This is a genomic window from Burkholderia sp. B21-005 (assembly GCF_020843965.1).
GTDB lineage: Bacteria > Pseudomonadota > Gammaproteobacteria > Burkholderiales > Burkholderiaceae > Burkholderia > Burkholderia ambifaria.
The window spans coordinates 1,006,784-1,020,465 of record NZ_CP086302.1 but is presented as its reverse complement, the minus strand read 5'-3'; the positions used below and the strand labels follow the sequence as shown (position 1 = coordinate 1,020,465).

At 67.2% G+C, this 13,682-nt stretch carries 9 protein-coding genes; 4 read left to right on the top strand and 5 right to left on the bottom strand.

Going from position 1 to position 13,682, the window contains the following annotated elements; translation table 11 throughout:
- Positions 1–93 precede the first annotated feature (93 nt).
- The 4 genes from LMA02_RS20935 to LMA02_RS20920 form a co-directional block, all read right to left on the bottom strand.
- A complete protein-coding gene (locus LMA02_RS20935; RefSeq protein ID WP_228909651.1) occupies positions 94–3,528 on the bottom strand; it encodes a DUF2126 domain-containing protein in 3,435 nt (1,144 codons plus the stop codon).
- A gap of 93 nt (positions 3,529–3,621) precedes the next feature.
- Entirely contained in the window at positions 3,622–4,650 is a 1,029-nt protein-coding gene (locus tag LMA02_RS20930) for a transglutaminase family protein (RefSeq protein WP_228909650.1), read from the bottom strand.
- An 8-nt stretch (positions 4,651–4,658) separates the two neighbouring features.
- Positions 4,659–5,600: an alpha-E domain-containing protein gene (locus tag LMA02_RS20925; protein WP_006753601.1), complete on the bottom strand. Its 942-nt coding sequence runs from the start codon at positions 5,598–5,600 to the stop codon at positions 4,659–4,661.
- Between the two features lie 64 nt (positions 5,601–5,664).
- A complete protein-coding gene (locus tag LMA02_RS20920; RefSeq protein ID WP_166723634.1) occupies positions 5,665–7,080 on the bottom strand; it encodes a circularly permuted type 2 ATP-grasp protein in 1,416 nt (471 codons plus the stop codon).
- 671 nt (positions 7,081–7,751) lie between these two features.
- Here LMA02_RS20920 and LMA02_RS20915 point away from each other — a divergent pair.
- On the top strand, positions 7,752–8,744 hold the full coding sequence (locus tag LMA02_RS20915; protein WP_228909649.1) for a LysR substrate-binding domain-containing protein: 993 nt from the start codon (positions 7,752–7,754) through the stop codon (positions 8,742–8,744).
- Between the two features lie 72 nt (positions 8,745–8,816).
- On the opposite strand, the gene LMA02_RS20910 is transcribed toward LMA02_RS20915, so the two are convergent.
- Positions 8,817–9,023 (bottom strand): hypothetical protein, encoded by a 207-nt coding sequence (locus LMA02_RS20910; RefSeq protein ID WP_228909648.1) that lies wholly within the window; start codon positions 9,021–9,023, stop codon positions 8,817–8,819.
- Between the two features lie 404 nt (positions 9,024–9,427).
- Here LMA02_RS20910 and LMA02_RS20905 point away from each other — a divergent pair, with 404 nt between their 5' ends.
- The 3 genes from LMA02_RS20905 (at position 9,428) to pgaA (ending at position 13,681) form a co-directional block, all read left to right on the top strand.
- Positions 9,428–9,859 carry a hypothetical protein gene (locus LMA02_RS20905; RefSeq protein WP_228909647.1) on the top strand — a complete coding sequence of 144 codons (432 nt, stop codon included), beginning with the start codon at positions 9,428–9,430 and terminating at the stop codon, positions 9,857–9,859.
- An 85-nt stretch (positions 9,860–9,944) separates the two neighbouring features.
- Positions 9,945–10,739: a hypothetical protein gene (locus tag LMA02_RS20900; RefSeq protein ID WP_228909646.1), complete on the top strand. Its 795-nt coding sequence runs from the start codon at positions 9,945–9,947 to the stop codon at positions 10,737–10,739.
- Positions 10,740–10,843: 104 nt separating this feature from the next.
- Positions 10,844–13,681, top strand: a complete 2,838-nt coding sequence (pgaA, locus tag LMA02_RS20895) for a poly-beta-1,6 N-acetyl-D-glucosamine export porin PgaA (protein WP_228909645.1) — start codon at positions 10,844–10,846, stop codon at positions 13,679–13,681.
- Position 13,682 lies beyond the last annotated feature (1 nt).

The window sequence follows — 13,682 nt, the reverse complement described above, 5'->3', positions numbered from 1 at the left end:
CGGGCAGCCGCGGCCTGCCCGCATCCTAGCACTCCGGCCGGCGCGCCGGGGGGTTGCGAACCACGCATCGTCGTCCGTCCGTTCATCCGGCGCTCAGGGCCGCCGCAGGTCGAGCGTGAACGGGAATTCGCGGCTCGGCGCGGCGGCCGATGCCGTCATCCGTCCCGGTGTGTGTCCCATCTCGACGAAACGCGTGAGCCGGCGGCTTTCGGCCTCGTACGCATTGACCGGGAACGTCGCATAGCTGCGGCCGCCCGGATGCGTGACGTGATACCGGCAGCCGCCGAGCGAGCGCTGCAGCCACGTGTCGACGATGTCGAACGTGAGCGGCGCGTGCACGCCGATGGTCGGATGCAGCGCCGACGGCGGCGCCCACGCCTTGTAGCGTACGCCCGCGACATATTCGCCGACGGTGCCGGTCGGTTGCAGCGGCAGCGGGCGGCCGTTGACGGTCACGACGTGCCGGTTGTCGTTCAGCCCCGTCACGCGCACCTCGAGCCGTTCGACCGACGAATCGACGTAGCGCACCGTGCCGCCGGGCGCACCCTCCTCGCCCATCACGTGCCACGGCTCCAGCGCACCGCGCAGCGACAGTTCCATCCCGTTCACCGCGATCTGGCCGAACAGCGGGAAGCGGAACTCGAAGTGCGGCGCGAACCACGCCGGATCGAACCCGAAGCCGGCATCGCGCAGTTCGGCCAGCACGTCGTCGAAATCCATTTTCAGGAACGCGGGCAGCATGAAGCGATCGTGCAGCGCGGTGCCCCAGCGCGTGAGCGGCGTCGTGTACGGCGCGGCCCAGAAACGCGCGACCAGCGCGCGCAGCAGCAGTTGCTGCACGATGCTCATCCGCGCATGCGGCGGCATCTCGAACGCGCGCAGTTCGAGCAGGCCGAGCCGGCCGGTCGACGAATCGGGCGAATACAGCTTGTCGATGCAGAACTCGCTGCGGTGCGTGTTGCCGGTCACGTCGATCAGCAGGTTGCGCAGCACGCGGTCGACGAGCCACGGCGGCATGTCCTGCCCGTACAGCAGCTTGTTGCGCTGGATTTCCGCGAACGCGATGTCGAGCTCGTAGAGCTGGTCGTTGCGCGCCTCGTCGACACGCGGCGCCTGGCTGGTCGGACCGATGAACAACCCGGAGAACAGGTACGACAGCGACGGATGGTTGTGCCAGTAAGCGATCAGGCTCGCGAGCAGGTCCGGGCGGCGCAGGAACGGGCTGTCGGCCGGCGTCGCGCCGCCGAGCACGAAGTGGTTGCCGCCGCCCGTGCCGACGTGCCGGCCGTCGACCATGAACTTCTCGCTGGACAGGCGCGACTGCCACGCGGCGTCGTACAGGAATTCGGTCTGCTCGACGAGTTCGTCGAAGCTCCGGGCCGGATGGATGTTCACCTCGATCACGCCCGGATCGGGCGTGACCTGCAGCACCTTGAGCCGCGCATCACGCGGCGGCGGATAGCCTTCGAGCACGAGCTTCACGCCGATTGCGTGCGCGGTCAGCTCGATCGCCGCGAGCAGGTCGAGATAATCCTCGAGCGCGGCGAGCGGCGGCATGAACACGTACAGAATGCCTTTGCGCACTTCGGCGCACAGTGCGCTACGCGTGATCCACCCGGCGGATTCGAAGCGCTCGGGGCGGCGCTGCGGGTCCTGCAAGCCAGGCGCGTGCCTCCCGGCTGCGCCGGTGCCGTCGCCGCGCAACTGCATGAACGTTTGCGTGGGGGCTTCGCGATGCGCGCCGACGAGATACCGCGGCGCGTCGGCCGTGCCCACATGACGCGCACGGAACGCGGTCGCGTCCGGCAGCGCGGCGCGCGGCGCGAACGGATCGCGTTCGACCAGATACGGATAGTCGGCGCCGGTGACCCACGGCAGCGAATCGAGCGGCAGCCGATAGCCCATCGGCGAATCGCCGGGCACGAGATACATCCGCTCGTCGCGGAAGAACCACGGGCCCGTCTGCCAGCGCGGACCGTCGAGGCCCGACCGATCGCCACCCGACTCATCGTCCGCGCACTTGAGCGGCAGCACGTAGCCGACCACGCTGTCGAGCTGCTGGTCGAACACCTTGCGCAGCCGCGCGCGTTCGAGCTCGTCGTCGAGGCGCGAATCGAACGGATCGACGTTGACGGGCAGCCGACGCTCGCGCCACAGGTAGTACCAGACATCCTCGTAGCCGGGCTGCACGAATTCGTGGGTCAGGCCGAGGCGCGCGGCCAGCGCGTCGATGAAGCGCTTCGCGTCGTCGGTCGTCAGCGCGGACGGCTCGCGCTCGTCGGCGAACAGCGACGGATCCTGCCACACGGGCTGACCGTCGGCACGCCAGAAGATCGACAGTGCCCAGCGCGGCAACTGCTCGCCCGGATACCACTTGCCCTGCCCGAAATGCAGGAAGCCGCCTTCGCCGTATTCGGCGCGCAGCCGCTGCACGAGTTCGGTTGCGTAGCCGCGCTTGGTCGGGCCGAGCGCATCGGTGTTCCACTCGGCGCCGTCGCGATCGTCGATCGACACGAAGGTCGGCTCGCCGCCTTGCGTCAGCCGCACGTCGCCGGCCGTCAGCGCGCCGTCGACCTGCGTGCCGAGCGTGCGCACGGCATCCCATTGCGACTCGGTATACGGCTTCGTCACGCGCGGCGATTCGTACACGCGCGTCACCGCCATCTCGTGCTCGAATGAAACCTCGCATTCGTCGATCAGCCCTTCGACCGGTGCGGCGCTGGTCGGCTGCGGCGTGCATGCGAGCGGAATATGCCCTTCGCCGGCGAGCAGGCCCGACGTCGGATCGAAGCCGATCCAGCCGGCGCCCGGCAGATAGACCTCGCACCATGCGTGCAGGTCGGTGAAGTCGACCGACGTGCCGCTCGGGCCATCGAGCGCCTTCACGTCGGGCGTGAGCTGGATCAGGTAGCCGGACGCGAAGCGCGCGGCGATGCCGAGATGCCGGCACAGCTGCACGAGCAGCCATGCGCTGTCGCGGCACGACCCGGAGCCGAGCTCGAGCGTCTGCTCGGGCGTCTGCACGCCCGGCTCCATGCGCACGAGATAGCCGATGTCGCGCTGCAGTTGCTGGTTCAGCGCGACGAGGAAGTTCGTGGTGCCGGCCGGCGTGCGGTCGACGCTGTCGAGATACGCGCGGAACCGCGGTGCCGCGCTCGTGGACGGATCGCACGCGAGGTACGGCGCGAGTTCGGTCTTCAGCGCATCGTCATAGCTGAACGGGTATTGCTCCGCGCTCGCTTCGAGAAAGAAGTCGAACGGGTTGTACACCGACATTTCGGCGACGAGATCGATGGTGATCTCGAAGACTTCGGCGCGTTCCGGAAACACGAGCCGCGCGAGATAGTTCGAAAACGGGTCCTGCTGCCAGTTGATGAAATGCTCGGCGGGCTCGACCGTCATCGAATACGCGATGATCGGCGTCCGGCAGTGCGGCGCGGGCCGCAGCCGCACGATCTGCGGCCCGAGATTGACGGGCCGGTCGTAACGGTAGCGGGTGGTGTGATGCAGCGCGACGTGGATGGGCATGGGGGAGCCGCTCGGTTCGGGTTGGGCCGGCCGCCCGCGCCGCGTCGCCGTCACTGCGGCGGCACGGCACGGCGGATTCGGCGAAGGGGCGCGTCAGACCAGTTCCGGCGACTGCACGACGCTGATTTCGACGCCGACGGCGCGCGCGCCGACTCCTGTCACCGGCTGCGCGTCGCGATGGTCGAGGCCGACCGCGATGCGCACGTAGCGCTCGTCCGGGCAGCGGTTCATGAACGGATCGAAGCCGACCCAGCCGAGCCCTTCGACGTACGCCTCGGCCCACGCGTGCCCTGCCGGCTGCTGCATCAGCGCGGCGGCCCGCGGCTGCGCGCCGAGCGCCGGCTGCTGCAGCCCCTGCGACTGCGACTGTGACTGCCCTTGCGACTGTGATTGCGACTGTGATTGCGACTGTGACTGCGCGGCATGCGACGCGCCGAGCGCCTGCTCCATGCCCTCGCTGCTCTGCAGCGCAAGCGATTCCTCCTCGTCTTCGTCGGTGACGCTCTGCTTCGCGTCGGCGATGCGCTGCATCGCGCTGTCGGCGAGCACGTAGCCCGAGATATAGCGCGCGGGAATCTTCAGCACGCGCGCGGCCGCGATGAACGCATGCGCATGGTCGCGACTCGTGCCCTCGCCGTTTTGCAGCGCGGTTTCGGCGTCGACCGGCGCATCGGCCAGGTTCGGCGCGTACGCGATGCGATCGTGTACTTCCGTCATCAGCCAGTGCAGCGCATCGAGGCTGTGCGGCTCGATCGGCAGCGCCTGCGCGAGCTCGCGCACGGTGTCGCCGGCCTTCGTGAGCGCGGTCTCGCGCTCGAAGACCCACGGCGGCGCATAGCCCTCGGAGTTGCCGAGAATGCCCGCACGGTCCTGCGTCTCGACGACGCCGGCCGCGACCACGACGATCTCGTTCCGCGCGCCGGGGTCGTGGCGCACGAGGTCGATCCGGTTGCCGAAGCCGTCCGCATAGGACAGCGTCGGCTCGACGCCGTCGATCGTGACCTGCCACGCGCGCACCGTCTGCCCGGGCCCCGATTGCGGGCGCAGCCGCAGCCGTTGCAGCGCGTGGGTGGCTTGATCGTCGAACTTATAACGCGAGATGTGTCGGATGGCGAGGCGCATGGCAAGTCTCAGTCGAAGTTGTAGGCCTGGGCGATATCGGCCCCGAGGCTGTTGTTGCGGCCGATGAAGTCGGTCAGGAACTCGTGCAGGCCGCTCTTGAAGATCCGCTCGACCGAGGTGTCGGACAGCATCTGCAGGATCTTCGCGGCCGTGTCGTGACACGGATGTGTCACGCCGTAATCCTTCGCGAGCAGGTTCAGGCTCGACACGACGCGCCCGTAGCAATAGCGCAGCGAACGCGGCATGCGGCCGTTCAGGATCAGGTAGTCGGCGATGTTCATCGGCTTGTACTGCACGTCGTACACCCAGCGATACGAGCGGTGCGCGGCCACGCAGCGCAGGATCGTCTCCCACTGGTAGTTGTCGAGGATCGTGCCGACGTGCGACACCGACGGCAGCAGCAGGTGATATTTCACGTCGATGATCCGCGCGGTGTTGTCCGCGCGCTCGACGAACGCGCCGATCTGCGCGAAATCGAAGATCTCGTTGCGCAGCATCGTGCTGTAGAAGCTGCCGAGGATCAGCGCGGTTTCCCGCTTCACTTCGTCGAGCACCGCCGGCAGCCCGCTCTCCGGTACCGGCTGCGCGAGCGCGCGGCGCAGCGCCAGCCACGCGCCGTTCACGCTTTCCCACGCCTCGCGCGTAAGTGCCGTGCGCACCATGCGCGCGTTCGAGCGCGCGGCCTCGATGCACGACAGCACGCTCGACGGGTTGTCGCGATCGCGCAGCAGGTAGTCGGTCACGGTATCGGCGGCATACGCGTCGTACTTCTGACGATAGCCGTCGTCCGCGCCCGAGCTGACCAGCACCGACGACCATTCGGCCGGCGCGTCGGCCGTGCGCGTAAGCGCCATCCGCAGCCCGGCATCGACGATGCGCGCGATGTTCTCCGCGCGCTCGATATAGCGGTACATCCAGTAGAGCCCGCTCGCAGTTCGTCCCAGAAGCATCTCGTGTCCACTCCGTCTTCGTTCGGTTCGCGCGCCGGCTGCGGCGCGCGTGGTCGTGCCCGGCTCAGTCGGCCAGCACCCAGGTGTCCTTGGTGCCGCCGCCCTGGCTCGAGTTGACGACGAGCGATCCTTCCTGCAGCGCGACGCGCGTGAGCCCGCCCGGCGTGATGCGGATCCGGTCCGACACCAGCACGAATGGCCGCAGGTCGACGTGGCGCGGCGCGAGGCCGGCTTCGGTCAGGATCGGTGTCGTGGACAACGCCAGCGTGGGTTGCGCGATGTAGTTCGCGGGCCGCGCGCGCAGCTTCGCGGAGAACGCCTCGAGTTCGGCCTTCGACGCGCACGGCCCGACCAGCATCCCATAGCCGCCCGAGCCGTGCACTTCCTTCACGACCAGTTCGTCGAGATGGTCGAGCACGTATTTCAGGCTGTCGGCCTCGCCGCAGCGCCAGGTCGGCACGTTCTCCAGCAACGCCTTGCGGCCCGTGTAGAACTCGACGATCTCCGGCATGTACGAGTAGATCGCCTTGTCGTCGGCGATGCCGGTGCCCGGCGCGTTCGCGATCGTGATGTTGCCGGCGCGGTAGACATCCATGATCCCGGCCACGCCGAGCACCGAGTCGGGGCGGAACGTGAGCGGATCGAGGAACGCGTCGTCGACGCGGCGGTACAGCACGTCGATCTGCCGGAAGCCTTCGGTCGTGCGCATCGCGACGCGGCCGTCCACCACCTGCAGGTCGCTGCCCTCGACGAGGTGCACGCCCATCTGGTCGGCGAGGAACGAATGTTCGTAGTACGCGGAATTGTGGATGCCGGGCGTGAGCACGGCGATGGTCGGGTTGTCGGCGTTGCCGCCCGGCGGGCACACGGCCGCGAGCGACTGCCGCAGCATCTGCGGATAGGTCTCGACCGGGCGCACCTTGACCTGCTGGAACAGCTCCGGGAAGAGCTGCATCATGGTTTCGCGGTTTTCCAGCATGTACGACACGCCCGACGGCGTGCGCGCGTTGTCCTCCAGCACGTAGAACGCGTTTTCGCTGGTGCGCACGATGTCGACGCCGATGATGTGCGTGTAAACGTTCCCGGGCGGCCGGAAATCGATCATCTCCGGGATGAACGCCTCATTGTGCGCGATCAGGTGCTTCGGCACGATGCCCGCGCGGACGATTTCCTGGCGGTGGTAGATGTCGTCGAGGAACGCGTTGAGCGCCATCACGCGCTGCTCGATGCCGAGCGACAGCCGGCTCCATTCCGCGCCCGAGATGATGCGCGGCACGATATCGAACGGAATCAGCCGCTCGGCGGCCTGCGCGTCGCCGTACACGGCGAACGTGATGCCCGTCCTGCGGAACACCCCTTCGGCGTCGTGGGCCTTCTGGGCGAGGCTTGCTGGGTTCTGCGTGTCGAGCCACTGCTTGAGGCGCGCGTAAGGCGCTCTCACCATGTCGCCGGATTGCAGCATTTCATCGAACGGTTTCATCGAATTGTTCTCCATCGTTCTCCCCGGCATTGCGCATGCCGGACCGGCGTACTCATTGCTTTGCAAGGAACGTGCCTTGCGCTATCCGCTCGATTCCCCCCTTTTGGCGCCGCACCGCGCACGCTCGTGCGCCATGACGCACCACGACGGTGCAGCGACGGCTCTCTCCGCCGCATCGACGCGCCGCGATCGCGCGCGCCTGTCGAACATAGTTCCCCCGCGTGTCACGAATACGCAATCTGCACTGCACCAAATGTGCGCCCGCACCCATCGTGCCCGTCGTGGCAAATGGTGCCCCGCACCACCCGCCCTGGCCCTGGGCGCCCCGATCCCCGCCCCCCGTTCGCCGATCAGGATGGCACGGCGCCGGGTCGTCGCAATCGGCCGCGGGAAAGCGGGCCGGCCACGCAACCTGCGCGGCCGGCCCTGGGGAAGTACCGTCTGCGGCCGCACCAGCGTTCGACGCGGTGAACTAACTGGTTAGCCGGGTCCGGCGCCTCAAACTTATGCAGCCGTAATGCCGCCGACAATGCTCATGCATATTTCGACTGACACCGATCGAAAAAAAACATCGGCTGCCGGCGCGCGAGGCGCGGTAGGCTAGAAAGTTCGTGCAGCGAAACGGCGCCGCCGCCCCTGTGGGCGCCCGACCATAACAAGCGAAGATCGAAATGGAAGCGAAGTGGCTGGAAGATTTCCTGAGCCTTGCGGATACCAAGAGCTTTTCCCGGGCCGCGCGTCATCGGCACCTCACGCAGTCGGCGTTCAGCAGACGAATCGCCGCGCTCGAAACATGGATGGACGCGAAGCTGGTCGACCGCAGCATCAACCCCATCACGCTGACGCCGGCCGGCCAGATGTTCCGCGGGCTGGCCGCGGACATCCTGCGCAGCATGTACGCGGCACGCAACCTCGTGAACGGCTACGACCAGTTCGCGGCAAGCGATCAGGTCGTGCGCTTCGCGGTCGCGCATACGCTCGTGTTCACGCTGTTCCCCGAATGGCTCAAGCAGTTGAACGGCGAAGTCGGCCATGTAACCGCGCGCGTCAATGCGGTGAACGTGCCCGAAGGCGTGCAGCAACTGGTCGAAGGTGAGTGCGACCTGCTGCTCGGCTATCACCATCCGCAACTGCCGATCGTGCTCGATCCGAACCACTTCCCGTTCGTCACGCTCGGCGTCGAACGCATCCTGCCGGTGTCGACACCCGACGCGCGCGGCGGGCCGGTATTCGAACTGCCGGGCACGCCGGACGCGCCGCTGCCGCTGCTCGCGTATTCGTCGGGCGCGTTCCTCGGGAACGTCGTCGAGATGCTGCTGCTGAACGCGTCCGAATCGTATGCGCTGCACCGGTGCTTCGAGACGCACATGTCCGAGGCCCTCAAGGGGATGGTCGTGGCCGGGCACGGGATCGGCTGGCTGCCGGAAAGCTGCGTGGCGAAGGAACTCGCGGAAGGTTCGCTCGTGCGTGCGGGCTCGGCAGACTGGATCACCGAGCTCGAGATCCGCCTGTACCGGTCCGCGCGCAAGCGCGGGCTCGCGGCCGAACAGCTGTGGACCTACATCATGAACCGGCCGCGCGCCGCGGCCGACGGCCCGATCGCGGCCGAGCCGGCCGCACCGGCCGTGCGCATGGCGCGCCGCAGCGTCGGCGGCAGCCGATAGCACCCTTCCCCGTCCCTCATCGCCTGACTCGCCGGCGCACGATGCGCAGATAACCGCGCGTCGCGCCGTCATTCAAACGGCGCGCGGGGAGCATTTTCCGGTCCTGCCCCGGGTATTGATGCGAATATCGCGCGCTGGATCAAGCGCGTAAAACAGGCCAAACGTTTGCGAGTTCAGGCCGTATTTCTTTCTATCAGAAATATCTGATCCTGAATAACTTGCCGATTTCAACAGCGGAAATAACCTGTTACAGAACAAAATAAAAGTTTCGATTTGCATGGGACGACGATTCGCACCAAAGCCGTCACACCCTATTTTTCGATTTCTCCAATCTGTGCGCCGATGTCATCGCAATGCCTCGCATACAGAGGCAACACTTCCTTTTATCAGTCGTTATTTTTCGGTACGAATTCCGGTACCTCTTACGTCGTAAGTTTCCCGACGGGTCATCGCTACCGGTGAGCAAATTTCATGTCCGGCAATATCGCCTTTATTCTGTTGATAGGCATTCGTCGAATAAATCTGAATCCTATTTAAATAAGACATTTTAAACGGTGTGCCGTTCGGGCTACACACAATTGTTTGTTCCAAACCCATCGTGTATCAATATCATGTCGCAAAAGCACGCACATAATTTCGACTCGGAATAAATGCGTTGTCATCGATTCCGGCTGGAGGTTGCAATGTCTTCCTCGTCGTTTAAACAGCATGCTCGCCCGCTCCTCGCCATCGTCGTATTCGCGCTCTGCATCGATGCCGTGGCCCAGGGCCAGACCCAAACCGAGATGCCTGCGTCCGGCGCGGTCCCGGAGCGATACGTGATTTCGTACATCTGCGGTGATGCACGAATCGACGGTACGGCGCCGCTCCCCCCCGACGGCCGTCCATACAACCTCGGTGTGTCATTCGTGGCGGGCAGCACCGGGCAACCGCTGTCCAACGTGCAGGTACGGCTGCGGAGACACGGCCGCGTGCTGCTCGAGTTCAAGGCCACGGGGCCACGCTGTCTGTTCAGCGTGCCCGAGGCCAGTTACCGGGTCGAAGGCACCTATCAGGGGGCGACGCAGTTCGCGATCGTCGAAACGGGTGCGCTCACCACGCAGTTGAAATGGTGAGCCCCGCCTGAATCCGCGTGCCGAGAGCGCGCAATCGCGCCATTCCCCCCCATCCACCCCTATCCACCGAAACGAGGAGCATGGAATGACTCGCGCAGAACGACCGGACGACTCGCCGGTCCGTCAGGCGAAACCCTCCTGGGGCCCGGGCAAGAGTGCGGCACTCAGCATCGTTGCGTTTGCCACGATCTTCGGTGCGTTCGCGTATGTCGAGCGCGACGCGGGTGTGGGCAATGCATCCCACACAACCGTGGCGCACGACATCGCTGGCGTGATCGGCACCGCCGTCGACAAATATCGCCACGCCGTCGTGACCGCGACGGACGCCGCTTCCGGCGCCTCCGCGCCCGCCGGCGTGGCAACGGCTGTCGCACAGGCCGCGCCGGTTACGTCGTCCGCACCGGCCGCGCCGGCTATGTCGCCTGCACCGGCCGCGCCCGTGATGTCGGCGGCGGCCGAACCGACCGTGCCACCGCAAACGACGGCCCACTCCCCCGCGAAACACACGCGTCGTGCGCATGGACACTCCACGACGCTCGCGGGCAACGGGTACGCCGCATCGGCCAGCACGCGCGCCGCGCGCTCGACCGACGCGCACCGGACGTCACGTTCGCAGACGCTGGCGCGCACGAAAAAACCCACCGACCCCGAGCCGAGAATTCAGCCGCATTCATATATAGCGGACTCGGCACACATGGAGGCTGCCAGCGTGACACGCGAGGAGGTGGAAGGCGCCCGCGCGCTGGCGAAGGCGCGCTCATGCGCACAGATGGACGAATGGAACTGCGTGGAGCACAACGCGAGCCGGGCACTCGCGATCGACCCGAAGAACAGCGAATCGCGCGCGCTGCTTGGACAAGCGATCCGCAACCGCCTGTGAACCGGCCGGATGCTGCCGGGCCTCGCCACCCGGCAGCGTGATGGCCGGCGACGAGCATCGTCGGGCATGCAACCGATGTGATCGATTCGAAGAGAGGACATACCGTGGCTAACAATCGTAAACAACAATGCACCACCGTCGCTCCGTCCAACCGGCGGATCCTCCTGCATGCGCCATTGCTGTTGCTGCTCCTCGCGTCCGGCCCCTGCTTCGCCGCCGAAGGCGACGCGGAACCGGGCAGCGCGCGCGAAATCGCCGGGACCCACGGCACGCAGGACGCGCTGCCGCCCGACATGCAGCCAACGGGGGCGCCGATGCAGGTCGCCCAGGGTTCGGGCACGCTGCCCCCTCATGCGCCGACGCCGATCGCGCAGGCGTCGGACGCGTCGATGCAGATCGCTCAGGCATCGAATACGCCGACCACGGTCGTGGTGGAGCCGGAAGCGCCGCAATCGAGCGACCCGGCGCCTGACGCGCAGTCACCGGTCGCGCAAACGCGGGACGCACCGATGCAGCTGGCGCAGGCGTCCGACACCGCACCGCCGGATACGCCGGCGCCGATCGCGCTGACGCCGGACGCGCCGATGCCGCCTGCACATGCCGCCGACACCGCACCGCCGACTACGCCGGCACCGGTCGCGCAGACGCCGGACGCGCCGATGCCGCCTGCCCAGGCGTCCGACACCGCACCGCCGAATACGCCGGCACCGATCGCGCTGACGCCGGACGCGCCGATGCCGCCTGCCCAGGCCGCCAGCACCCAACCGCCCGACACACCAGCGCCGACCGCCTCGACGCCATCCGAACCGTCTGCATCCGCACAAGCCGCGACCACCGCGCCGCCGAATGCGTCGACGCAAACGGCTCAGGCATCCGGCACGCCGATGCCGAACTCGCCCGCGCCCGTGACGCAGATGCCGGGCGCGCAATCGCCGTCGTCCCAGGGGCCGAGTTCACAGACGCCCGGCGCCCAGCTACCCGGCGAATCCCTACAACGATCGCAGGGGCCTGACGTCGAAACGCCGAACGCGCAGGCGCCGGATCTCCGTACCGCCGACGTCGAGACCGTGCGCAAAGACGTGTTCGGCCTCGCGGCGAGCGGCGGCGCGGTCAAGGCGCTCGACGAAGCGAAAATGCGGCCCGATGCGTTCTCCGCCGTCGACATCGCGCAACTGGAAGAACTGTCGATTCGCCAGCAGGTGCGCGGCGGACGCGACAAGTCGCGCTCGATGACGAGTTCGGACCGCTTCGACGGACTCGACAACGCGCTGCGCGCGGCCGACGACCTCGACCAGCGGATGCCGGCCACACCCGAGTACACGCCCGTCAGGACGGCGCTCGCGGGCGACCGCACGGTCGCCCTTGCGGCACGCGGCGACATGACGAAGGCCGTCGCGACGTTCGAGACCATCCCGCCCGACGCGGAGATCTCGATCGACGCGCTGGCGGCCGTCGGCGACGCCTACCTGTACCTGAGCGAACCGGGCAAGGCGAATGCCGTGTACCAGCGTGCGCTGAATCAGGCGACCGCGTCGCCGACGGACCGCGCGACCCGCGGCTTCCAGTACGGTGCGCGCACGCGCGCGATCGAACTGCGCGAAGGGCTGTTCTGGTCGTACGTCGACCAGGCCCGCGCGGCGGACGCGAAGCAGGTGCTCGACGACATGGGCAAGTCGTTGCCGCCGGCCACGGAAGTGCGCAACTACGGCCCGGGGGAAAGCGACTATCTGCGCTACTACCGGCTGCGCGCGCAATACCTGATCTTCACGGGTCACCCCGACGAAGGGATCACCGCGCTCGAACAACTCGAGAAGGAGGTGCCGTTCAACGCGGAGGTTCGCGCCGCGCACGCCGACGCGGTGTCGGGCCAGTCGCATCCGCGCCAGGCGATCTCGATGTATCGCGCGTCGCTGGCCGACCACCCGGACAGCGTCGAGATGCTGGCGGGCCTGGGCCGCGCGTCGCTCACGGCGGACGACTACGCAACTGCGAAGACCGTCGACCAGACCCTGGACAACACGTTCCCTGACAGCGGCGCCGTGCGCAGCTTCAAGCGCGACTACAAGGCCTACCGCAGCCCCATCTTCACGACCGATCTGAGCTTCGAGCACGGCAACAGCGCGCTGGCCGACAACAGCTTCACGTCTGACAGCTACATCTATTCGCAACCGTTCGGCGACAACTGGCGGGTCTTCTCGCACACGTTCTTCGGCCACGCGCAAACCGACAGCGGCAGCGTCAGCCGCACCCGCACGGGCATCGGCGGCGACTACCGGCACGGGCCGCTCACGGTCCTCGGCGAAGTCACGCGCTCGTTCGGCGGGGACGGCCGAACCGGCGGCCGCGGGTCGATCGCCTACGCGCTAAACGACTACTGGACCGTCTCCGGCGGGCTCGACAGCAACGACAACTCGCTGCCGTGGAAGGCGTATGCCGCGCACATCTGGGGCCGCTCCGCGAACGCGTCGGTCGTGTATCGCCAGAACGACCGTCGCGAGGTCAAGCTGAGCTACGGCGTGAGCCGCTACAGCGATTCGAACCTGCACCAGGAGATCACGGCGACCGCCACGCAGCGCGTGTACACGGCCGCCAACCAGCTCGTCAACGTATCGCTGGATCTCGGCACCGACAGCAACACGCGCCGGGACGCACCCTACTTCAGCCCGGGCCGCGACTATGCGGCCGCAGCGACCGTGATGCACCAGCTGACGCTGTGGAAGAAAGGCGACATGGGGCTGCAGCAGCGCATCTCGGTGTCGGGCGGCGCTTACAACGAGCGCGGATTCGGCACCAGTGCGCTGTGGAGCGCGCGGCTCGAGCACGCGTGGACGTTCAAGCATGACATCACGCTGAGCTACGGCGTCGAGGTCAGCAGCCACGCGTACGACGGCGAGCGCGAGCGCTCCGAAACCGGCTTCCTGTCGCTCAACCTGCCGTTCTAAC

What these genes read in the sequence shown, in the direction of transcription:
- LMA02_RS20935 (WP_228909651.1), bottom strand. Translation starts at nt 3,528, where the DNA reads ATGCCCATCCACGTCGCGCTGCATCACACCACCCGCTACCGTTACGAC.
- LMA02_RS20930 (WP_228909650.1), bottom strand. Translation starts at nt 4,650, where the DNA reads ATGCGCCTCGCCATCCGACACATCTCGCGTTATAAGTTCGACGATCAA.
- LMA02_RS20925 (WP_006753601.1), bottom strand. Translation starts at nt 5,600, where the DNA reads ATGCTTCTGGGACGAACTGCGAGCGGGCTCTACTGGATGTACCGCTAT.
- LMA02_RS20920 (WP_166723634.1), bottom strand. Translation starts at nt 7,080, where the DNA reads ATGAAACCGTTCGATGAAATGCTGCAATCCGGCGACATGGTGAGAGCG.
- LMA02_RS20915 (WP_228909649.1), top strand. Translation starts at nt 7,752, where the DNA reads ATGGAAGCGAAGTGGCTGGAAGATTTCCTGAGCCTTGCGGATACCAAG.
- LMA02_RS20910 (WP_228909648.1), bottom strand. Translation starts at nt 9,023, where the DNA reads ATGCAAATCGAAACTTTTATTTTGTTCTGTAACAGGTTATTTCCGCTG.
- LMA02_RS20905 (WP_228909647.1), top strand. Translation starts at nt 9,428, where the DNA reads ATGTCTTCCTCGTCGTTTAAACAGCATGCTCGCCCGCTCCTCGCCATC.
- LMA02_RS20900 (WP_228909646.1), top strand. Translation starts at nt 9,945, where the DNA reads ATGACTCGCGCAGAACGACCGGACGACTCGCCGGTCCGTCAGGCGAAA.